Origin of the sequence: Lactobacillus gasseri ATCC 33323 = JCM 1131, assembly GCF_000014425.1 — a bacterium.
Classification (GTDB): domain Bacteria; phylum Bacillota; class Bacilli; order Lactobacillales; family Lactobacillaceae; genus Lactobacillus; species Lactobacillus gasseri.
The window spans coordinates 368,881-390,536 of the sequence record NC_008530.1 but is presented as its reverse complement, the minus strand read 5'-3'; the positions used below and the strand labels follow the sequence as shown (position 1 = coordinate 390,536).

Genomic DNA, 21,656 nt, shown 5'->3' with positions numbered 1-21,656 from the left:
CCCCCAATTGGCATTGTACTGTAAAAGAAAAAAGAAAGAAAGACTTGTTTTTTTCAGATTATTTATTTTTCCACAAAAAAAGCCCACCAGTGGTGGACTACATTATCTAGTAATCACGCTTGATGAGCTACTAGATTTAGTGTTTCTTCTTCTTGCTTCTTCATACAAAAAAATAAATTTTGCATGTAGAATTTTATTTAAAACGCGATTATCAAATGAATAATCAATTGTTGTCTGATCAAAAACTTTTTGTTCTGCAAGTTGTCTCTGCAGTTGAGCAACTACTTTTAATAGTCGTTCATCGCCTGCTTTTTTTACTTTATGCCTTTTTCCAATCATAGATCTGTTCTCCCTTGAACAGCGCGCTTCAACGTAATTGAATTTGCATATTCAATATCGCTACCTACAGCTAATCCCGCAGCTAGGCGCGTCACTTTCAAGCCGGCTGGTTTGATTAGCTTAGCTAAGTACATTGCAGTTGCTTCACCTTCTGGGCTAGAATTTAAAGCTAAAATAACTTCTTTAACTTCATCTTGCTTTTGCAGTCTAGTAATTAGGCTCTTAATATTAATTTCTTCTGGGCCAACACCATCCATTGGGGACAGAACACCATGTAAAACATGGTATAAACCGTTATATTCGCCCATTTCTTCAAAAGCCATTACATCTTTTGGCTGTTCTACTACCATAATTGTTGAGCGATCACGATTTGCATCTCGGCAAATTTCACATGGATCGCTTTCGGTAATATTTCCACAAATAGAACAAGAATGAAGATTTTCTTTTACCTGTATTAATGACTTGGAAAAGTCTTCCACATCATCTTCAGGCATGTCCATTGTATAAAAAGCTAACCGCGTTGCTGTTTTTTCACCAATACCAGGCAACTTCATATAATTATCAATTAAACGTGCAATTGGTAATGGATATTGCATAATTACATCAAACCTTTAGTGTATTTTCCCATTGATGCTTGAGTAGCATCATCAACTGCCTTAATTCCTTTATTAACAGCATCAATAACTAAATCTTGAAGCATATCTGGATCGTCTGGATCAATTGCTTCCTTATCAATCTTTAAGTCTTTTAATTGACGGTCGCCGCTAAAAGTTGCTACTACCATATCGTCAGCAGATTTACCAACGAATTCTTGAGTAGCTAAATTTGCTTGTTCAGCTTCCATTTGTTGTTGCATCTTTTTAGCTTGCTTAATTAAACCTTGCATGTTGCCCATGCCCATACCGCCAAAATTAGGTCTTCTACTCATTTTTTTCTCTCCTTAATCTTTAATCTGTGCTAGATCGCCAAAAAGTTCTTTTGCCTTATCAATGACTTCCTTTTTAGCTTGAGGATCTACCTGGTTTTCATTTGCTTCTTGTTCAGATTTTTCTATTTTTTGAAATTTCTTAGCAAGTAATTCTTCCTTATGACTTGCCACAAAATCATGCCGTACTTTTAACCATGAAGAATCTGCAACTAAAACAATACTATAATTATGCTTTGTTAATTTGGCAATCTCAGTTTCAAGTTGAGAAATTAGATCCCCATCTTGATTTGCTCGTTCAAACCATAATTCATATTTACATTTTAAAACAATTTGCTCATGACTTGCAGCTACAGGATTCAAAACTTCCATGACGGCTCTTTGAGATACCTTCAAAGTAGACAATAAGTCTGGCCAAATATCTTTGACTGTATTTAAATCTTCTTTAGTTGCATTTTCAAGTACATGATAGACTTGACGACGATTATTTTCTTGCGCTGCCTGGTTATTAGCGCTAGCTTTTCTTCTCTTAGGCTTTTGCTCAGTATCAGCTGCTTGATCAACAACTTTTTTAGGATGAGAATTAGTTTCTGTCTTAATGGTTCCAGAAAAGTCAGAGCTAATTCTGCGAGTTGCTTGAACAGGTCTATTTTTCAATTCAGCAACTTGTTTACTCAAACTATCTATTTCACTTTTTAATTTTTGAACAACAGCTGAAGAAACTGCATCGCCTTGTTCTACTGGTGCTTTTTCACCTGCTGCTTGCGTAACTTGAACCACAAACACATCAAGTGGAATTTGTTGCTGATTAGTGTAGCGCAAATCATTTAAAGCAGTATTGGCTGCTTGAACTAAATTATAAAACTTTTCTTCTGGAATTTTAGCTAATTCAGTTACATAATCTTTAGTTAAAAAAGTTGCTTCTTTATTGCTCTTAACAACCAGCATCCCTTTTACAGTCAAGCTAATTAGTTCATCTAAAATATTCTTAGTTGATGCACCGTCTTGAAGTAAATTATGAACTATCTCGAATGCTTCTGACGTTTGGCCCTTAAGTAAGTCTAGTAAGACTTGCTCAATCTTTTCTTGAGCAGCATAACCAGTAATTTTTAAGGCATCGTCATACTTAACCTTATCCTGATCATAGGATAAAATTTGATCCAAGATACTTAAACTGTCCCGCATTCCACCATCAGCTACTTGAGCAATTACTTCAAGTGCCTTTTCTTCAAAGTCGATCTTTTCTTGACCAAGAATGTAAGTCATGCGAGCAATCAAATCATGCTGATCAATCCGCTTAAAATTATAGCGTTGCGTTCTTGAAATAATAGTTGCTGGGACTTTTTGTAATTCAGTTGTAGCTAAAATAAATACCACATGCTCAGGTGGCTCCTCTAGTGTCTTAAGCAAGGCATTAAAGGCACCCATTGAAAGCATATGAACCTCGTCGATAATATAAACTTTATATTTTCCCTGGGTGGGGGCATATTTTACCTTATCGCGGATATCACGAATCTCATCAACACCGTTGTTTGATGCTGCATCGATTTCGATAATATCATTCATCGTCCCTTTATCTGCCGCAAGACAGTTCTCACACTCGTTACATGGCTCACCATCTTGCAAATTAGTACAATTTAAGGCCTTGGCAAAAATTTTCGCACATGATGTTTTACCAGTACCACGTGGTCCCGCAAACAAAAAAGCATGTGATATCTTGCCACGCTTGATTGCATTTTTTAATGTATCAGTAATCGCTGTTTGACCTACAACCCCATCGAAAGTTCTAGGACGCCATTTACGATATAGCGCTTGATAAGCCATTTTGCACTTCCTTTATCAAAAAAACTCCTAGCTCAAACGAGCTAAGAGCTGTTTAATTTCTCAAAAAAAGGCACATGTCCAAGCAACCTTAGTGCTGCTACCTTCCGGTCCTGACACAATTTGGAGGTCGGACATTGCCCACAAACTATAATACAGTATTTTAATTATTTTTTCCACTATTTATCTTGCTTTTGTTTACGCCTAATTTCGCGGAAAAAGTCTTTTAGCATCTGTGCCGCTTGATCTTTAAATAAGCCACCAAAAACTTTAGGATGATGATTAAATTTTTCCACCTTGAATAGATCAATTACACTTCCAGCTGCTCCAGCCTTGGGGTCAAAAGCGCCATAATACACTTCAGCTAGCCGTGAGTTAATAATTGCACCGCTGCACATCGGACATGGTTCAAGCGTAATGAATAAACTGCAATCTACCAAGCGCCATGAACCTAGATTTTGACAAGCTTGTCTAATTGCAATCATTTCAGCATGCTGCGTTGCATCCTCATCAAGCTCACGTCTGTTGTAACCTTCTCCAATTACATTTCCATCTTTATCCACAACAATTGCACCAATCGGCACTTCTCCTTGATCTTCAGCTTTTTTGGCCTGTGCAAAAGCTAGCTGCATGTATTTTTCCTTATCTTTTTTTTCAAACATACCCTTTATTCAATATCTTTCCTATAATTCTTTATTGCTCCTTATTATTGTAATCGAAAAAGCCAGTTAAATTAACTGGCTGACTTAAAGAAGTTCATCATTAAACATATTCATGTATAGTATAAAAAGTAAAAATAAAAAAGATCTTTTAGACCTCTTCTATTAAATCCGGCCACGTTTTTTAATCGTATAGCAGTTAACGAAATAGCCAATTGATCCGACAAAATAAAGCATTGCTAAACCAGCTGCTCCAAGGAACCTATTACCATTAACTGATAAATAAATCATTCCACCAAACCCAGCCAAAACAATTAAGACTAAAATAATATTAATCAATAGTTTCATAATGATTCACTTCTTTCAAAGCATTATCTTTATCACTTTGTATTCGCTTTCATTATAAACCATTATCGTTATCTTTTTAATTATTTTTGCTCATTAAAATGTAATATCCCTTATCCCGAGCTAGAATTTCACAGTTTCCGTATACTTTTGTCATTAACTTCTTTGCACTTGGGGCCCCTTGTTTTTTCTGAATGACGACTAGCAAAATTCCATTTTCCACTAAATGCTCTTTAGCTTCAGATAAAATTTGGTCGACTACTTTCTTTCCAGCCCGAATTGGTGGATTAGTAATTATGAGTCCATACTTGTTATCCACCTGTTCATAAATATTTGATTCATAAATATTTACATTATCAATGTGATTAAATTGTGCATTTCTTTTGGCTAAATCTATCGCACGCTCATTTACATCTACCATATCAACTTCTTGATCTGGCCAAAATTTAGCTGCAAATAGCCCCATTGGACCATAACCTGTTCCAACGTCTAAAATTCCAGCTTCTGGAAAAGTTAGTTCTTTCATGGTTTTAATTAACACACCAGAACCATAGTCAATTCTTAATTTTGAAAATACGCCTGCATCAGTTGTAAATTTCAAATCAATATCATCAATATGATAATCAACTAAATGTTCATCATGCTTAGCATCTGGATTAGCCGCAAAATACATTTGATTCTTTTTTGTCATAATTATTCTCGCTTCTTTAATTTCTATCTTATAGTTTATCAATTCTACTTTGCTTTTTTCTACAAAGCTTTATAATTAGAATGATTACAGAAAGGGAGAGATAGAATGTTAGTTTCTATTCCTATATTTATTTTAGCAATTATTGTCGGAATTTTCTGTCTATGGATGGGATTCAGAATAAAGGGCAACCAAGCTGTCTTTGGTCGTGTTCTTTCAACTAATAGTCAAACTTGGGCTAGGTTTTGGCTGACTGCTGGTTGGGTTATTATTATCCTTGCTGGTTGTTATCTTTTATTTATGATCATTTTACATTTTTATTTAACTATGTAAAAAAGCGTAAATTCATCTTTTTGAATTTACGCTTTAATTTTTATCTTTTCTTTTTTTCGATCCAATCTTTAAACTTGTTCCATTCACTAGGTGTATGAGTATCCTTTAATTCTTGGATTTGTTTTTGTAAATTTTGATTTTGTTCAGCTAGCAGCTTATTTTGCTGCTCTAACCGGTCTAATTTATCTAAAATTAAGGTTAATTCTGCATCTTTATCTTTAATGCTGACTTTTCCTTCATTTCTCCTCATCAAATAGGCAGTAAGAGAACTAGTAACGATCCCCATCACTCCTACTCCAATCAAGATCATTGCCAAAATCACTAATTTTCCCAGTAAAGATTGCGGAGAAATTGTATGTCGTGAAATATCACCATAACCAACCGTACTTGCAGTAGTAATCGCCCACCAAAATGCTTGATCAAGTGAAACATGTTCAGTAATTGAAATTGCAACTGATCCCAACATTAAAAATGCAATACTAAAATATATTACGTATAAAATGCCATGAGTGTGCAGAATATCTTTCAGCATCCCCACTAATCCGGCCAAGCGAATTAAACGCAAAAGTCTAAAATATAGACCAATATCTCCCAATTGTGCAAATTTCATCCAGTTAAAAGCAATTCCCACTGGAATAATTGCCACTAATTCAAAAATATTATTTCTAAAAAAAGCCCGCCTATCTTTAGCAAGATATAGCCTATAAAAATAATCAATTGCTAAAATAATTAAAATAATATTGTTAAGCCAAAACCACTTACTATTGGTGCCATTAATATCAATTATGGCTGCAAAGTCTAAAACGATTAGTACAATTGAAACGATAGCTAAAGTAGCCTTAAACCATTTATAAAAATTTTTCTTAAGCATAATTTTATTGTAAACAAAAATGAGGACTCCGTAAAATAGAGTCCTCATTTTTAATAGTGTGTTCAGTTAAGACCTTATTACTTAACAGTAACAGTTGCGCCAACTTCTTCAAGCTTAGCTTTGATGTCGTTAGCTTCGTCTTCAGAAACGCCTTCCTTAACGTTCTTAGGAGCACCATCAACAAGGTCCTTAGAATCCTTAAGGCCAAGACCAGTGATGTCACGAACAACCTTGATAACCTTAACTTTTTCTTGACCAACATCAGTCAATTCAACGTCAAATTCAGTCTTTTCTGCACCTGCGCCTGCAGCACCTGCAGCAGCAACTGGAGCAGCAGCTGAAACACCAAATTCGTCTTCAATAGCCTTTACTAAGTCGTTTAATTCAAGGATTGAAGCACCTTTTAAATCTTCAATAATCTTTTCAGTATCTAAAGCCATTATAAGTTTCCTCCGAAATTAGATATGTGTAAATTTACTATAATTATTCGTCTTTTGAATCAGCGACAGCCTTAACAGCATATGCAAAGTTGCGAACTGGAGCTTGTAATACAGATACAAGCATTGAAAGTAAACCTTCGCGACCTGGAATAGCTGCAAGTTTCTTGATTTCTTCTTGGCTGGCAACCTTACCTTCGAGCATACCACCTTTAATTGATAATGCGTCGATATCATCTTCGTATTTAGAAACAATACGAGCTGGTTCAGTAATGTCATCTGCATCAGCAGTGTAAACAACAGCAGTAGGACCAACAAAAGTATCGTCTAAACCTTCGATACCAGCCTTTTCAGCAGCACGCTTTAAGTAAGTATTCTTGATAACTTTCATCTTAACGTTAGAATCACGTAAATCCTTACGTAAGTTAGTTACTTCTTCAACAGTTAAACCTAAGTAGTCAATTACTAAGATAGCTTTAGCTTCCTTAAGTTCTGCTGCAAAGTCATCAACAAGCTTTTCTTTTTTAGCAATGATTGCTTTACTCAACGAATTCACCTCCAAATTTACTTTAAGATAAATTCTATCAGCCGAAATAAAAACTCCATGCCAAAAAGACATGGAGTTATAAAACTCTTAGTTTTTCTGGCCTCGGCGGGATATTAAGGCACGTTAGCCACCCGAGTCTTAGGTAGAATTTACTGTACAATATATTACCTTAAATTAGATTAGTCGTCAATAGCTTTTTTTAATTAAACCATTTTTGTTTTATCTTTTCTAACTCGCCAGTCTTTTCTAAATGATCAAGCGCTTGATTAATCTTATCTTTCAAAATTTGATCTTTCTTATTGATTCCTACTGAAAATTTTTCGCTTGGATATGGTAGTTTTTCTTTTTTAAATTCTTTTTGGTACTTGCTATGAGCTAAGTAATAGTTTGCATATACCCCATCGATCAATAAACCGTCGATTCTGCCAGCTTTTAAATCGATGAAGGCATTGTTATAAGTATCATATAAAACCGTGCTTTTAACCCGCTTTTTTAGAACATTAGGATAATTATCCAAGTCATCGGCACCAGACGATCCTGTTTGTACTCCGAGAATCCTACCTTTCATTTGGCAATAATTATTGATCTGTTCTTTTTTACGCGTTACTAAAATTTGATCGTTTTCAAGGTAAGGTCGTGAAAAAGCTACTTTTTTTGCTCGAGCTTTAGTTTTAGTATACCCATTCCAAATGACATCAATTGTTCCATTACGTAATTCGGTTTCTTTCATCGACCAGTCGATAGTTTGAAAATCAGGTTTTAAACCAATTTCCTTGCAGACGGCTGTTGCTAAGTCAACATCAAAGCCCACTAGCTTACCATTTTTTTGACGAAAATCCATTGGTACAAAACTATCATCCACACCAATTACTAGAGTTCCACGCTCTTTAATTTTCTGCCAAGAGCTTGCTTGTCTTTGGCAGCCTGCCAATCCAACAGAAGTAATTACAATAATCAGTAGGCCGAGAAGTTTTATTATTTTTTTCATCATTTTTCTATTGGCTCAACTTTTAATATTTTATCAGCAACGGCTTTTCCAAATTGATGGTCATGCGTAATAACAACTTGCGTCATTCCAGTTTGCTTAAGCTTTAAGAAAATTTCTTTTACCTTTCCTACCAATTCGGGATCTAAAGCTGAAGTCGGTTCATCATAACACAAAATTTCTGGTTTCATTTGCAGTGCTCTAGCAATTGCCACACGTTGCTTTTGACCACCTGATAACTGGTAAGGATACAAATTCTTAAACTTTTCCAAATCTAACTGCTTTAAAACAGGTTCTGCCACCTTTTCCGCATCTGCCTTACTCATCTTATTCACCATAATTGGAGCTAAAGTAATATTATCCATCACTGAAAGATTAGGGAATAAATTATAATCTTGAAAAACCATCCCTAACAAATGATTATTACGATCAGTTGGATCAAATTCTTTTCCATTGTGGATAAATTTTCCACTATCTGCACTTTCAAGACCGGCAATTAAACGTAATAATGTTGTCTTACCTGCACCTGATGGTCCAATAATACTTAGGATATCACCTTGATCAAGTGACAAGTTCAACTTATCAATGATCTTTCTTGTACCAAAACTTTTACTGATATTTTTGAGTTCTAAGACTTTATTTCCAGACATTGCTCTTCTTCTCCACTACTCGTAATAAAGCTGTCAAAACAGCTGTCATTGCCAAATACACACATCCCACTAAGACAAGTGGAACTAAAGATACATCACGAGCCGTTGCCACATTTCCAGCACGAAGTAAATCGCCCAAGCCAATTACATAAACTAAACTGGAATCCTTGACCAAATTAATTAATTCATTTCCAATCGAAGGAAGAACAATTTTAACAACTTGCGGTCGAACAATTCGATTAATAGTTTGCCAGCGACTTAACCCCAGTACTTGTGCAGCTTCAAATTGTCCAACTGGAACAGCTTGTAAACCTCCCCGAAAAATTTCTGCAAAGTAAGCTGCATAGTTAATAATAAATGCAACCAAAGCAGCTTCATATCTCGGAAAGACTATTCCGACAGTTGGCAAGCCATAAAAAATAAAAATCAATTGCAGTAAAAGTGGCGTACCACGAATGATCCATACATAAAATTTCAAAATAGCCTTAACCAGCTTTAAATTTGAATGTAAGCCAAAAGCGACTAATAAGCCTAATGGGATAGAGACTACAGTTGTCCAAAAAAAGATTTCGATAGTTAACCAAGCACCGGAAAACAATGAAGGTAAAATACTAAAAATATAATTTAGCACTTCCTTCACCTCCTGTTCTAAAAATAGCGTATTGTTTAATTCTAACTAAAATCTAATTGTACTTTCAACCTTAGTACAAAAAAAGACTTCACCAATGTGAAGTCTTTTTGCTTAATTAAATAACTATTAATTAGTCTAAGTTCAATGGATCCAAGTGGATACCAGGGCCAAAGGTTGCAGAAACGGCAACACTCTTAATGTATTGACCCTTAGCTGATGCAGGACGTGCACGAAGAATAACATCACGTAATGCATCAAAGTTTTGTGCTAACTTATCAGCGTCAAATGAAGCCTTACCGATTGGTGCGTGAATTAAACCTTGCTTATCAACACGGTATTCAACTTGACCTGCTTTTTGGTTTTCAACAGCTTTAGCAACGTCCATAGTAACAGTACCAGTCTTAGGGTTTGGCATTAAGCCCTTAGGTCCTAAGATACGACCTAAACGACCAACTTTAGCCATCATCATTGGAGTAGCAATAACTACGTCAAAGTCTAAGTAACCGTTTTGAACTTTTTCTACTAAATCGTCAGAACCAACTTCGTCAGCACCTGCTTCTTTAGCTTGGTCAGCTTGTGGACCTTCAGCAAAAACAACAACCTTCTTAGATTTACCAGTACCGTTTGGAAGTACCAATGCACCTCTAATTTGTTGATCTGCTTGCTTTGGGTCAACGCTTAAGTTATATGCAACTTCGATAGTTGCGTCAAAGTTTGCGTATGAAGTTTCTTTTGCTAACTTCATAGCTTCATCTACTGAATAAAATTTAGTTGAATCAACTTTTTTAGCTGCTTCTAAATATCTCTTTCCATGCTTTGCCATGTAAAAATCCTCCTGAAAATGTGGTCAAACGAGTCTTCTCAAACTCTCCCACCTTGATTCGTTAATTTTGATTAACGATCCGACGTTCCTAAAAACACTAGTCTTCTACAGTGAAGCCCATGCTTCTAGCAGTACCTTCAATCATGCGCATAGCAGCTTCAACATCTGCAGCGTTTAGATCTTTCATCTTGGTTTCGGCAATTTCCTTAACTTGGTCCTTAGTTACCTTAGCAACCTTCTTAGTGTTAGGTTCACCAGAACCCTTGTCAACCTTGGCAGCCTTCTTCAAAAGAACAGCTGCTGGTGGAGTCTTAGTAATGAATTCGAATGAACGATCTTCATATACTGTAATAACTACAGGGATAATCATACCCTTTTGATCAGCAGTACGTGCGTTGAAGTCCTTAGTGAAACCAACGATGTTGATTCCAGCTTGACCCAATGCAGGACCAACTGGAGGTGCAGGAGTTGCTGCACCAGCAGGAATTTGCAGTTTAACTACGTTAATAACTTTCTTTGCCACGGTCAATACCTCCTTGATTCCGTGATGCGGTTATAATGGAGAATTTTCCTTCTTCTCCTCCCACAATAATAAAGATACTCTAATATACTACCAGCAATTACTCAAATTGACAATAGTTAATTAGACTTTATTATTCATCAAATTCTTTTACTTGGTTATAGTCAAGTTCAGCGTTTGTTTCTCTGCCGAACATATCAATTGAAACATAAAGTTTATCTTTTTCTGGGTTAATTTCTGTAATTTTACCGCTCATGCCGCTAAATGCACCATCGATAATAGTTACTGTTTCACCAACTTCATAGTCAGCTTTTGGCTCCTTAGCTGGTTGTCCTTGAGACTTAAGAATTCTTTCGATTTCTTCATCATATAAAGGAGATGGCTTTGATCCACCACCGTGACTGCCAACAAATCCAGTAACGTTTGGCGTATTTCTAACAACGTACCAACTTTCGTCAGTCATTACCATTTCTACTAAAACATATCCTGGAAATACCTTTTCATCAACTTCTTGTTTCTTACCACGAACAGTTTCAGTCTTTTGCTCTTCAGGAACAATTACACGAAAGATATAGTTTTGCATTCCCATTGATTGGGCTCTAGAAAGTAAATCTTTCTTAACCTTTTCTTCGTAGCCAGAATAAGTGTGTAAAACGTACCATTTCTTTTCGCTGGTTTCAACCATTGTCTTTAAACTCCTTAAAATAATACCTTATGCAAATAAAAAAACCTCCCAGGGAGGCTTTTTAGCTAATTCAATTATAACACATATACTGTCTCTATAAGAACAATTGCGTTAAGTAGCTAAATAATAAATCTAGCAATCCAAGGTAAGCACCAAATAAAATTGAGCTAATTACTACGACACCAGTATCACGTCTATTTTGTTTCCAAGTTGGCCATGATACCTTTGCCATAGTTTGATTAACACTCTTAAAAAACTTAAACATCGCTTACCTACCTCGTTTCCTTATGCAAAGTCTGCTTACCGCAGTGTTTACAAAACTTTTTAAGTTCAAGTCTTTGCGTTCTATTCTTGCTGGCTGCAATTGAATAATTGCGAGAGCCACATACAGTACATGCAAGAGCTGCTTTCTTTACTGCCATAAAACCACTCCTAAACTGCATTTATCTTAGCAAAAAAATGTTATTTTAGCAATTACTATCTATAAAGCAAAGTGTAAGATAATTATATATCGTAAAAAATCAATATCTACTTTTAAATAATGATCCCAGATAGTGTAAAATTATATATTATAAGATCTTATTTAAGTAAAAATAAAGATATTTTATATAATTATAACGATTAGCAAGTCTTGATATATCGCATTTTTTATAATTATCTATTTAGATCTATATCTTCTAGTTCTTAATAATTAAAACTAAAAAATATTGCGGAAAAATAACATTCTTTGCTTCAATTTACTTTATTTTTATTAATTTTGACTACTCTTATAACCAATATTCAATGACTGGAAGGATCAAAGACAAAAGACAAGTTAATAACTTAGTCTTTTAATTACCTGTACTATGCTAGAAAAAAGAAATAATATCAAAAACAAATTCACTTTTTGGGATAGTTTCCCTCAAGTACAAAAAGATATGATCGAAATTAGTCATATTATTCTAACACACGTCAATAGCGTTCCCGGTTTATTAGGGCAAGCACTAGAAGATACCTTCGCTGTTCCTGGAAAAATGCTTCGTCCTGCTTGTGTAATGCTCTTTGGCGCATTTGGTCCTGACGCCGATCAAAAACATGACGAGCTTCAGAAAATAGCAACTTCTATTGAAACACTTCATAATGCAACTTTAATTCATGACGACATTATTGATGAATCTAGCATGCGGCATGGTCGCCCATCTATTCAAACTAAGTATGGCAAGCACATCGCCGTTTATGCAGGTGACTATTTAGTTGCCCTTTCGCTAACGCTTTTAAGTGAAAATGCTCAAAGCTTACATAGCGTAATTGCTGACGGAAAAACAATGCAAAATATTTTAGTCGGCGAAACCGAGCAATATAATAATGCCTATAATATCGACATTTCTGAAAAAGAATATTTAGACCAAATTAAGGGCAAAACTGGCGTTTTATTTGGTTTAGCTTGTTTTATTGGTGCTTATGAAAGTGGAACTAAAGTAACTAAAGCATTAAAAACTAAAAAGTTTGGGGAATACCTAGGACAAGCTTTTCAACTAAGAGACGATATTTTGGACTATACAACTACAAGCTCTACTTTTAAAAAACCGGTCTTACTTGACGTTAAAGATGGTATTTATTCAGGGCCTTTAATTTTTGCTCTGCAAAACGATGACAATAATCATTTACACGAATTAGTAAAAATGGGAAAAGATCTGACCCAAGATCAATTACATGAAATTGAAAATTTGGTCAATCATCTTGGCGGCGTGGAACGAGCACAAAAGTTAGCTGATCAATATACTGAAAAAGCCCTGGCTAGTTTAAAAAAACATTGGCCAGATAATGAGAATCGGGCTTTGATCGAACAATTAACAGGTAGATTATTAAAAAGACAATATTAAAAGAGCGTTAAAAAAAACGCTCTTTTCTTTTCCTCTAACATTCACTTTCGATATAATATTTTGTTGGAATAAATACTCTAGAAAGTAGGATAAGAAGTGAACAAAAAACAAAATTCTTCGCACTTTTTTGCATGGTGGGTCTTTATTGCATCATGCTTGATTTCATTAGTTGGCTTCGGTCTAATAGTTAATACAATCGGTCTCTTCTTTGAGCCAATCAGTAAAAGTTTCCATGTTGGCCGAGCAAGTGTTGCTTTAATGACCACTCTGCAAAATGCGGCAGCAGCTATTACGCTTTTATTTGCTGGTAAAATTATGACCAAGCTTAACTTACGCTGGCTTTTAACATTCTGTTTTACCGCAATTGGTATTTCTATACTGAGTTTGTCAGTAGCGCAAAGCTTAACTCATTTTTACATTGCCTGGATCATTATTGGAATTTGCCAACCCATCGCTATTACCCTGTCAATTCCTGTCTTATTAGGTAATTGGTTTAATGAGAAATTAGGTACAGTTATGGGAATTGCACTTGGCGTTTCTGCATTCGGTGGTACTATCTTTAATCCAATAATTGGTGATATTATTACTAATTTTGGCTGGCGAGGTGGTTTTATTTGTGAAGGGTTACTAATTCTTGGTATTTTAGTTCCTACCGCATTCTTTTTACGTGAAAAACCAAACAAAAAACACCATGCTTATGGCAAAGTTAAAAATATTCCAGAAAAAGTTCTTGAAACTACTGGTATTAGTCTAAAAGCTGCTTTAAAGACCCCAGTCTTTTATGCTTTAGCCTTTGCAATGCTAGCTTTACAATTTGTTTCTGGTTCTGTACAACATATTTCAGGACACATTACTAGTCAAGGTCTACCTTTAACAATTGGTGCATCAGTAGTATCAGGAGTAATGCTGGGAGCTGCTGCTGGTAAGATTTCTATTGGTTTTATGCTTGACCGCTTTAATACTCGTTTAACCTTATTAATCTACTCTTTATTTGGCCTATTAGGTTGGAGCGGTGAGATTTTCTTCAAGACTAGCTTGCCTCTTATCGCATCCGCCTTCATTCTAGGATTAGGACAAGGTGTTTGCTTAGTTGCTCTGCCTTACCTCATTCGTGAAGAATTTGGCGCTAAAGACTACAGTACAATTCTTTCTGTCATTAACATGGCTGGGGCTTTTGCAATGTCTGCTTCTGTTTACTTAAATGGTCTGTTATTTGATACAACTGGCTCATACAACTTCGGTTGGGCAATTAACTCAGCAGCTTTTGCCCTGAGCTTTATTGCATTATTCTTGACTCTTAAAAAACAAACCACCTCTCAAGGATTAGAAGAAAGTATAGACTAAACATATAGATCACTATGCTAACTTTATATTAGTAAAAGCTTACTCATTGACCTACAATAAATGAGTAAGCCTTTTTATTTATGTTGGGGTGAAAAATTATGAACAAACATCCAGAATTTTTATTGAACAAAATCGAAAATCCAAAAGATCTTAAAAAATTAGACTTAAAAGAGCTAGAACAATTAGCTAGCGAGATTAGAACGCTAATTCTAGAAAAAGATGCTGCAGAAGGTGGCCACCTTGGTCCTGACCTTGGAATTGTCGAAGCTACAATTGCCTATCATTATGTTTTTGATGCACCAAAGGACAAGATTATTTGGGACGTTTCTCACCAAACTTATCCACATAAGATGTTAACAGGTCGTGCTTATGCCTGGCTTGATCCAGATAAGTACGAAGATGTAACTCCTTATTCAAATCCCGATGAAAGTCCATATGACTATTATGCAGTAGGTCATACATCTACTTCTGTTGCCTTAGCTACAGGGATGGCTAGAGCGCGTGATATGATGGGTAATCATGAAAATATTACTGCCTTAATTGGGGATGGTTCATTAACTGGTGGTTTAGCTTTTGAAGGCTTCAATAATGCAGCTGATGAAAAGCACAATTTAATTATTGTTGTTAATGATAACCAAATGTCTATTGATGACAATGTTGGTGGCGTAGTTACTGCCCTAAAGAAATTACGTGAGTCAAACGGTCAAGCTGAAGACAACCCATTCACAGCTATGGGGCTTGATTACAAATACGTTGGTCAAGGGAACGATATTAAATCTATGATCGATGCCTTCAAGGCAGTTAAGGATATTGATCATCCAATCGTTTTACATATTAATACTCTCAAGGGTAAGGGTTATGAACCAGCCATTGAAAATGAAGCTAGTCACCACTGGGTTCTTCCTTTTGACCTTAAGACCGATAAACCTACAGTTCCTGCACCTAAGACGCCAAATGCAAGTACTGTAATTCTCGACTTTTTAAAGAAACATATTGAAAATCAAGAAAATATTCTTGTAATCAATGCTGCTATTCCAGGCGTCTTCGGCTTAGGTGAAATTAAAAATAATTATCCTAAGAACTACAAAGATGTAGGAATTGCTGAACAAGAATCTGTTGCCTTTGCTGCCGGTGCTGTTAAGGAAGGCATTACGCCAATTTTATTTGAAAATTCCACTTTCTTACAACGCGCATATGATCAACTTTCTCACGATGTTGCAGCTAACGATTTACCAGTTGTAATGATTGTTGCTGGTGGCGGAATTACTGCTGCTTCTAAGACCCACTTAGGTATTTTCGACAATACCATGGTTGCAAATTGGCCAAACTGGGAATACTTAGCACCTACTACTTTAAATGAATTAAAGTCAATGCTTGAATGGGCAGTTAAGTAAAGAAAGCATCCCGTAGCAATTAAGTCTCCAGTTATCCCACTTCCTGAAGGTCAGCCAATTAGCGAAAATTATTCAACTATCAAGTATGATGTCAAGCCTGGTTCCAAAGTAGCAATTATTGGTTTAGGCGACTTTTATCAATTAGGCGAAAATAGTTGATTTACTCAAGACAGAAAATATCAACGCTACTTTAATCAATCCAAAATCTGCTGCTCACCTTGATACTGATACTTTAGATGATCTACAAAAAGATCACGAATTAATTGTTACTCTTGAAGATAACAGCGTCGATGGTGGTTTTGGTCAAAAAGTCGCAAGTTATTACGGGCCAACTAAGATGATGGTTAAGAATTACGGTGCTAAGAAAGAATACACTGATAACGAGCCAAAGGCATCTATTTATAAACGTGATCATTTGATGCCAGAACAAATTGTCAGTGATATTTTAGGGATAATTAAATAATTTAGATATTTTTGTCAAAAGGTGTAAATTGTACTTAAGGTTGTACAGTTTACACCTTTTTTATTAAAAAGATTTCATTAAACAGAAAAGGTAGATCTATGAAAATTATAATCGCACCTGATTCATTTAAAGGTTCACTTACCGCAAAAGAAGTAGCAAATTCTATTTACACTGGCCTAAAACGAGCCCTCCCTTCTGTCGAATACATTGAAATTCCAATGGCTGACGGCGGTGAAGGTACAATGCAGGCCTTAGTTGATGCTACAAATGGGAAAATTTTTACTAAATCAGTTAGAGGTCCTTTAAATACTTCAGTTGCTGCGCATTATGGCATCTTAGGCGACAAAAAAACTGCTGTCATCGAAATGGCTGAAGCAGCAGGTCTACAATATGTTAATGACCAAACTAAAAATCCCCTGATAACTACTACTTATGGTGTTGGAGAATTAATCAAAACAGTTTTAGACGCAAAAATTAGAAAAATAATTATCGGATTAGGCGGAAGTTGTACTAATGATGGTGGAGCTGGAATGGCTCAAGCACTTGGTGTTAAACTGCTTAATTTGCAGGGCAAGGACATTCCATTCGGTGGCGGAAATCTAAGTCAATTAATCAGAATTGATAATTCTAAAATTGATCCCCGTCTAAAAGATACTGAAATCATTTTAGCTAGTGACGTAACTAATCCACTTACTGGTAAAAATGGTGCTTCAACTGTCTTCGGGCCACAAAAAGGGGCTACGCCTGAAATGGTAAAAAAGTTAGATCAAAATTTACACCATTTCGCTGCTATTGCACGAAGAGATCTAAAGCAAGATTACGAACATACTCCTGGTGCTGGGGCTGCTGGTGGACTTGGCTTTGGTTTACTCACCTTTACAAATGCTACCATCCAGTCTGGCGTTGAAGCCGTACTTGAAATGACCAATTTCAAAGAAAAAACAAAGAATGCAGACTTTATTTTTACTGGCGAAGGAGCAACTGATTTTCAAACCCAGTTTGGTAAAACTCCCTATGGAGTTGCTAAAGCAGCCAAAGAAGTTGCACCGAACTCTACTGTAATCTGTCTAACTGGTAATATTGGTAAGAAAGTTAGCGAACTATATGGGCCAATTGATGCGATCTTTGCGACCGAAAGTGGCGCTAAAGATCTAAAGCAAGCGATCAAGGACAGCAAACATGATCTAGCCCAAACTAGTGAAAATATTGGCCGACTGATTAAAAAATTGAAATAAATTCAAAAATGATCGCTTAGCACAAAAACTAAACGATCATTTTTACTTTATTCAAACAATTTAGGATATTTTTCCTGAAAGCTGGCGATTTTTTCATAACTTTGATCTAAATCATGCTCAACTTCACGATAGATAGGAATGATGTCTTGATAAACTGCGACATTTTTAGGATTAGGAAAATAAATTTTGCTCCCATCAATTTTCTTAGCGATTTTTTCTAAATCTGCCTCTTTTTTCATCCCCACTTGTGCTAAAAACATTGCCGCTAAGGTTCCACTTTGATCATTTTTAATCACAATGACTGGCAAGTTAAAAATATCGGCAATCAACTGTCTTACAAAGTCACTCTTTACAAAGCCACCAGTCACTCTTAGTGCATCTGGCTCACCAATTTTTTCACGTAAGCCTCTAGCTGCACCCAAAAGATTAAAAACAATTCCTTCTAAAACACTACGAGCCATTTGCGGCTTAGTGTGATTTCTGGTAAGTCCAATAAAAGATCCACGTGCTTGAGCATTCCAAATTGGTGCCCGTTCTCCGCCTAAGTAAGGATGAAAGATCAACCCATTGCTTCCAGCAGGAACACTTTCTGCCACATTGATAAAATCTTCAGCGGTCTGATCAGGACCGAAAATTGTCTTTCTAGCCCATTCAAATACTATACCGCCATTATTGACTGGTCCGCCCAATAGATAATGTTTCTTATCCACTGGATAACAAAAAAAGCGATTTTCTGAATCAACTACCACTTCAGGCGCAATTACTCTCACAGCACCAGATGTCCCAACATTTAAAGCAAAAGATTTTTCATTTAAAACTCCAACTCCAATTGTTGATAAATAGCCATCACTAGCACCTAAAATGATTTTTGTCTGATCACTTAATCCTAGTTTTTGAATATAATTGGGGATTATTCCTTCCACAACTGTCTCTGGCTTATCTAAGGTTGGCAGTTTTTCCTTTTCTAAATTAATTTGGTTAAGTAAATCTTCATCCCAAGATAAATTTTTTAGGTTCAACAAGCCTGTCCCAGCTGCCATTGTTATATCTGTCATCATTTTTCCAGTTAAGCGCCAGATAATGTATTCTTTAATTCCAATCCACTTTTGCACCTGTGTAAAAAGCTCTGGAAGTTCTTCTTTAATCCACAATAGCTTATACACAGGAGCCATTGGATGAGGCGGCATTCCGGTTCGTTGGTAGATACTGTTAGCTAATCCACTCTTCTTTGCAGTAGTTACAACTTCTCTACTGCGATTATCAGCCCAAGTAATACTATTGGTTAATAATTGATTATCTTTACCAAGTCCAATTAAGCTATGCATTTGGCTTGACCACGAAATTGCACTAATTTTACCAGAAACTTTTTTGCTCAAGTCGAAAATAATCTTTTGAACAGCATCAAAGATCACTTGTGGATCTTCTTCAGCTTGATCCACTTTTTCTTGAATTAAGGGATACGGAATTGTTGCCTCTGCAATCTTTTTACCATTTTCTTGATATAAGACTCCCTTACTCGCTGTGGTGCCAATATCCATTCCAATAATATAGTCCATGCTGCCGCCCCTTTCTTTTTAAAATATATTTTCTCACAAAAAAAGAACAATCCCTAGAGATTGTTCTTTGGTGGTCAAACAATGCGTGACCACGGTGCGTAGAATTATTGTTTTTAGGTGATGTTACTTCTTAAGATTTTCGTTGACGAAGGCTTCGATCTTATCGTCAGAGTCTTTCAAGAACGGAAGCATGTCACTTTCCGTCTTCATGGTATCTCTACCATTCTTTTCCATAAAGTAGTCCCATAGTGCATCTCTAACAGGAATATCAGAGTCGCTCCAATCAAAAACTTCCTTCATGTGACGGTCTAACAATTCTGTCTTAATAACTTCATCTGCCATCTTAAAATTACCTCCTAAATAAATTCTACAACCTTTATTATAGCCTTTTTATTAATTCTATGCGAATTTAAAACAATTCTTTTTGCATTTTTGCTTTGCAGCGAGCCTTGGCTTGCAATAATTGATAACGGCTGTACTTTGTTTTCTGACTTGCCTCTTCGATTGTTAACTCTCCTAAAAAAACTTTTAGAGCAATTACTTCTTTATCAGAAAGCTCTTTAATAAACTTTTGATACATTTCTTTTCGAGGCGTAATATGCATTTCTTCAACTTCTTCTTTAATTAAATTTTTCTGCACCACATTGTCGTAAGAAATTGATTTAGTAAAAGCGGTCCTTTTTTGGGCTAATTCATACCTTAAAAGCGATCTTAGATGATTATAGAATTTGGTTCGATAGTAGGCACCGAAATTATCTGCTCGATCTTCATCATATGTGCAGCAACTCTGATAACACATAATTAACGCTTCTTGTTCCCAGTCATCGTTATCAAAATTACGAATGAAAAAATTCATTTTAGCGCCATTGATTAAAGGTCGATACCGGTCCAAAAGTTCATGTAAAGCCTTCATATCTTGCTTTTCTTTCACCCTTCTAATCAAGTAAACTTCATTCACTTTTTCCATCTCAGGAAATTCCTCCTTTTTCTATTTGATAATCAGAATAAAAAAAGAATGAATCCTTTCTAAGGGAACGAATGTTTATGGGATACAAGTATAGCAAATCTGTGCCTAATTTCGGAACGATAATTTCTTATCTGTTAAAAATTATTATTTCATAGTCTTACTTAGGGCCTTAAACCACAAGGCACTTCTTTTTAAATGCCGATCTTGACTAGCAAAATCCACATAAATTAAGCCGTAACGCTTATTATAGCCATTTGACCATGAAAATTGATCTTGTAAAGACCAAAGGAAATAACCTTGTACATTAACTCCTTCATTTCGAGCCTTTAAGATAGCTGCTAAATGCTGGTCAATAAAATCAATTCGATAATTATCATCAAGATATTCTTTCGAACTATCCCACGCTTCTTTTGCACCCATTCCATTTTCAGTTATATAGATCACAGGATAGTCTGGGTAATCATGTGCTATTCTTTTTAATACGTCATATAGCCCTTCAGGATATATGTTCCAGTCCCAATCTGTTGTCGGAATGGCAGGATTTCGTACATCTTTACCAACTCCATGAAAAGCAAAAACACTACTGCCCTTCTTTCCATTGCCATTATGATAAGTTTCACTTGGTCCATCATAACTGGCAACGGTTTGATTCTGATAATAATTAATCCCAAGCATATCATTCTGCTTACTTGCTTGTTTAAGAATTTCAAGATCTTCCGGAAGAATATGTAATTCAGCATTATTTGCAACTAAAATTTCTTTGATTAAATGCCGCGTTCGATCAGAATAAAAACCTAATAAAGTTCCATCTAATAAAAAGCGATTCATAAATGCATCCCTTAAATCAGCTGCGTGTCTATCTGCTTCTGAATTCGTTGCTGGATAAACGGGTTGAATCACATGAATTAACCCAATTCTTCCCTTATATCCTTTAGCTTTAAAGAGATTAACTACCTTTGCATGTGCCACTAGTTCATTATGCTGAGCTTGAATTGCATCAGAAACATCAAATAACTTATTAGGGGGAAAAGTTCCTTGAATATACTGACACATAGCTAACGAAATTAATTCGTTAATCGTAAACCAATTATCAACCTCAACGAATTCTTGAAAACAAAAATCTGCATATTTTACAAATTCATCAATCATTTCTCTATTAAGCCAGTCGCCTTGATCAAACAAAGTCTTAGGACTATCAAAATGATGTAATGTCACATATGGTACTAAATTATTTTTTAAACATTCATGAAAAAGTCGATGATAGTACTTAACGCCTGCTTCATTTGGCTCATCTGTTACGTAGCCATTAGGAAAGATACGAGTCCAAGCAATCGAAATGCGAATTGCATTTAGCCCTAGATTATGAGCTATTTTTAAATCTTCTGGATAACGATGATAAAAATCACAAGCAGGATTGGGTGAGAAATTTCCCTGATTTTTTAAATAATCATCCCACATAATCTTCCCTTTACCATCTAAATTTGTATTTCCTTCAACCTGGTAAGCTGCAGTTGCTGCGCCCCATACAAAACCCTTGGGTAACTTTTTTACCCTTTTCAATAAAGTTGACATACTA

At 35.7% G+C, this 21,656-nt stretch carries 26 protein-coding genes, 1 other RNA gene, 1 pseudogene and 1 other annotated feature; of the genes and pseudogenes, 5 read left to right on the top strand and 23 right to left on the bottom strand.

The features are described 5' to 3' along the window. Window positions 1–102 precede the first annotated feature (102 nt). The 8 genes from LGAS_RS01820 to LGAS_RS01790 form a co-directional block, all read right to left on the bottom strand. A complete protein-coding gene (locus LGAS_RS01820) occupies window positions 103–339 on the bottom strand; it encodes a YaaL family protein (RefSeq protein ID WP_003647758.1) in 237 nt (78 codons plus the stop codon). After that, a complete protein-coding gene (recR, locus tag LGAS_RS01815) occupies window positions 336–935 on the bottom strand; it encodes a recombination mediator RecR (protein WP_003647759.1) in 600 nt (199 codons plus the stop codon). The genes LGAS_RS01820 and recR overlap by 4 nt, the downstream gene beginning before the upstream one ends. A gap of 2 nt (window positions 936–937) precedes the next feature. Next, window positions 938–1,267, bottom strand: coding sequence for a YbaB/EbfC family nucleoid-associated protein (locus LGAS_RS01810; RefSeq protein ID WP_003647760.1), 330 nt, complete (start codon window positions 1,265–1,267; stop codon window positions 938–940). A 12-nt stretch (window positions 1,268–1,279) separates the two neighbouring features. Further along, window positions 1,280–3,088 (bottom strand): DNA polymerase III subunit gamma/tau, encoded by a 1,809-nt coding sequence (dnaX, locus tag LGAS_RS01805; RefSeq protein ID WP_011678772.1) that lies wholly within the window; start codon window positions 3,086–3,088, stop codon window positions 1,280–1,282. Window positions 3,089–3,150: 62 nt separating this feature from the next. Continuing rightward, an RNA gene (gene ffs, locus LGAS_RS09385) (signal recognition particle sRNA small type) lies at window positions 3,151–3,231 on the bottom strand. Between the two features lie 33 nt (window positions 3,232–3,264). Then, entirely contained in the window at window positions 3,265–3,747 is a 483-nt protein-coding gene (tadA, locus tag LGAS_RS01800; protein WP_003647763.1) for a tRNA adenosine(34) deaminase TadA, read from the bottom strand. A gap of 162 nt (window positions 3,748–3,909) precedes the next feature. Next, complete coding sequence (locus tag LGAS_RS01795; protein ID WP_003647765.1) at window positions 3,910–4,092, bottom strand: hypothetical protein; 183 nt, start codon at window positions 4,090–4,092, stop codon at window positions 3,910–3,912. 76 nt (window positions 4,093–4,168) lie between these two features. Beyond that, window positions 4,169–4,780, bottom strand: coding sequence for a class I SAM-dependent methyltransferase (locus LGAS_RS01790; protein ID WP_003647766.1), 612 nt, complete (start codon window positions 4,778–4,780; stop codon window positions 4,169–4,171). 105 nt (window positions 4,781–4,885) lie between these two features. Between LGAS_RS01790 and LGAS_RS01785 the strand changes: the two genes are divergently transcribed. Then, window positions 4,886–5,110, top strand: coding sequence for a hypothetical protein (locus LGAS_RS01785; RefSeq protein WP_003647767.1), 225 nt, complete (start codon window positions 4,886–4,888; stop codon window positions 5,108–5,110). A gap of 40 nt (window positions 5,111–5,150) precedes the next feature. On the opposite strand, the gene LGAS_RS01780 is transcribed toward LGAS_RS01785, so the two are convergent. From LGAS_RS01780 to rpmG, 11 genes are all read right to left on the bottom strand, one after another. Continuing rightward, window positions 5,151–5,981, bottom strand: coding sequence for a potassium channel family protein (locus LGAS_RS01780; protein WP_003647768.1), 831 nt, complete (start codon window positions 5,979–5,981; stop codon window positions 5,151–5,153). A 77-nt stretch (window positions 5,982–6,058) separates the two neighbouring features. Beyond that, entirely contained in the window at window positions 6,059–6,421 is a 363-nt protein-coding gene (rplL, locus tag LGAS_RS01775) for a 50S ribosomal protein L7/L12 (protein ID WP_003647769.1), read from the bottom strand. Window positions 6,422–6,464: 43 nt separating this feature from the next. Next, on the bottom strand, window positions 6,465–6,965 hold the full coding sequence (gene rplJ, locus LGAS_RS01770; RefSeq protein WP_003647770.1) for a 50S ribosomal protein L10: 501 nt from the start codon (window positions 6,963–6,965) through the stop codon (window positions 6,465–6,467). Window positions 6,966–7,002: 37 nt separating this feature from the next. Further along, window positions 7,003–7,126, bottom strand: a sequence feature (ribosomal protein L10 leader region). A 38-nt stretch (window positions 7,127–7,164) separates the two neighbouring features. Next, window positions 7,165–7,953, bottom strand: coding sequence for an amino acid ABC transporter substrate-binding protein (locus LGAS_RS01765; RefSeq protein WP_035422887.1), 789 nt, complete (start codon window positions 7,951–7,953; stop codon window positions 7,165–7,167). Then, on the bottom strand, window positions 7,953–8,600 hold the full coding sequence (locus tag LGAS_RS01760; RefSeq protein ID WP_003647772.1) for an amino acid ABC transporter ATP-binding protein: 648 nt from the start codon (window positions 8,598–8,600) through the stop codon (window positions 7,953–7,955). The genes LGAS_RS01765 and LGAS_RS01760 overlap by 1 nt, the downstream gene beginning before the upstream one ends. After that, window positions 8,587–9,231: an amino acid ABC transporter permease gene (locus LGAS_RS01755; protein WP_020807807.1), complete on the bottom strand. Its 645-nt coding sequence runs from the start codon at window positions 9,229–9,231 to the stop codon at window positions 8,587–8,589. Before LGAS_RS01755 ends, LGAS_RS01760 begins: the two co-directional genes overlap by 14 nt. A 130-nt stretch (window positions 9,232–9,361) precedes the next feature. Then, complete coding sequence (gene rplA, locus LGAS_RS01750) at window positions 9,362–10,054, bottom strand: 50S ribosomal protein L1 (protein ID WP_003647774.1); 693 nt, start codon at window positions 10,052–10,054, stop codon at window positions 9,362–9,364. Window positions 10,055–10,151: 97 nt separating this feature from the next. After that, window positions 10,152–10,577, bottom strand: coding sequence for a 50S ribosomal protein L11 (gene rplK, locus LGAS_RS01745; protein ID WP_003651949.1), 426 nt, complete (start codon window positions 10,575–10,577; stop codon window positions 10,152–10,154). Window positions 10,578–10,707: 130 nt separating this feature from the next. After that, window positions 10,708–11,259, bottom strand: coding sequence for a transcription termination/antitermination protein NusG (nusG, locus tag LGAS_RS01740; RefSeq protein ID WP_003647776.1), 552 nt, complete (start codon window positions 11,257–11,259; stop codon window positions 10,708–10,710). Window positions 11,260–11,353: 94 nt separating this feature from the next. Further along, on the bottom strand, window positions 11,354–11,524 hold the full coding sequence (gene secE, locus LGAS_RS01735; protein WP_003647777.1) for a preprotein translocase subunit SecE: 171 nt from the start codon (window positions 11,522–11,524) through the stop codon (window positions 11,354–11,356). A gap of 7 nt (window positions 11,525–11,531) precedes the next feature. Further along, on the bottom strand, window positions 11,532–11,681 hold the full coding sequence (gene rpmG / locus LGAS_RS01730) for a 50S ribosomal protein L33 (protein WP_003647778.1): 150 nt from the start codon (window positions 11,679–11,681) through the stop codon (window positions 11,532–11,534). Window positions 11,682–12,104: 423 nt separating this feature from the next. Between rpmG and LGAS_RS01725 the strand changes: the two genes are divergently transcribed. The 4 genes and pseudogenes from LGAS_RS01725 (at window position 12,105) to LGAS_RS01710 (ending at window position 17,557) form a co-directional block, all read left to right on the top strand. Then, window positions 12,105–13,121: a polyprenyl synthetase family protein gene (locus LGAS_RS01725; RefSeq protein ID WP_011678770.1), complete on the top strand. Its 1,017-nt coding sequence runs from the start codon at window positions 12,105–12,107 to the stop codon at window positions 13,119–13,121. 96 nt (window positions 13,122–13,217) lie between these two features. Next, a complete protein-coding gene (locus LGAS_RS01720) occupies window positions 13,218–14,465 on the top strand; it encodes an MFS transporter (protein ID WP_003647781.1) in 1,248 nt (415 codons plus the stop codon). Window positions 14,466–14,563: 98 nt separating this feature from the next. Beyond that, a pseudogene (locus LGAS_RS01715) lies at window positions 14,564–16,322 on the top strand (1-deoxy-D-xylulose-5-phosphate synthase). Between the two features lie 98 nt (window positions 16,323–16,420). Then, window positions 16,421–17,557 carry a glycerate kinase family protein gene (locus LGAS_RS01710; RefSeq protein ID WP_003656600.1) on the top strand — a complete coding sequence of 379 codons (1,137 nt, stop codon included), beginning with the start codon at window positions 16,421–16,423 and terminating at the stop codon, window positions 17,555–17,557. 47 nt (window positions 17,558–17,604) lie between these two features. Here LGAS_RS01710 and LGAS_RS01705 read toward each other — a convergent pair whose 3' ends face one another. From LGAS_RS01705 to lacG, 4 genes are all read right to left on the bottom strand, one after another. Further along, on the bottom strand, window positions 17,605–19,113 hold the full coding sequence (locus tag LGAS_RS01705) for a gluconokinase (RefSeq protein ID WP_003647784.1): 1,509 nt from the start codon (window positions 19,111–19,113) through the stop codon (window positions 17,605–17,607). A gap of 123 nt (window positions 19,114–19,236) precedes the next feature. Continuing rightward, on the bottom strand, window positions 19,237–19,455 hold the full coding sequence (locus LGAS_RS01700) for a P8 family protein (RefSeq protein ID WP_003647785.1): 219 nt from the start codon (window positions 19,453–19,455) through the stop codon (window positions 19,237–19,239). Window positions 19,456–19,522: 67 nt separating this feature from the next. Next, window positions 19,523–20,080: a sigma-70 family RNA polymerase sigma factor gene (locus tag LGAS_RS01695; RefSeq protein ID WP_003656601.1), complete on the bottom strand. Its 558-nt coding sequence runs from the start codon at window positions 20,078–20,080 to the stop codon at window positions 19,523–19,525. Between the two features lie 144 nt (window positions 20,081–20,224). Then, window positions 20,225–21,652 (bottom strand): 6-phospho-beta-galactosidase, encoded by a 1,428-nt coding sequence (gene lacG, locus LGAS_RS01690; protein ID WP_003647787.1) that lies wholly within the window; start codon window positions 21,650–21,652, stop codon window positions 20,225–20,227. Between the last annotated feature and the right edge of the window lie 4 nt (window positions 21,653–21,656).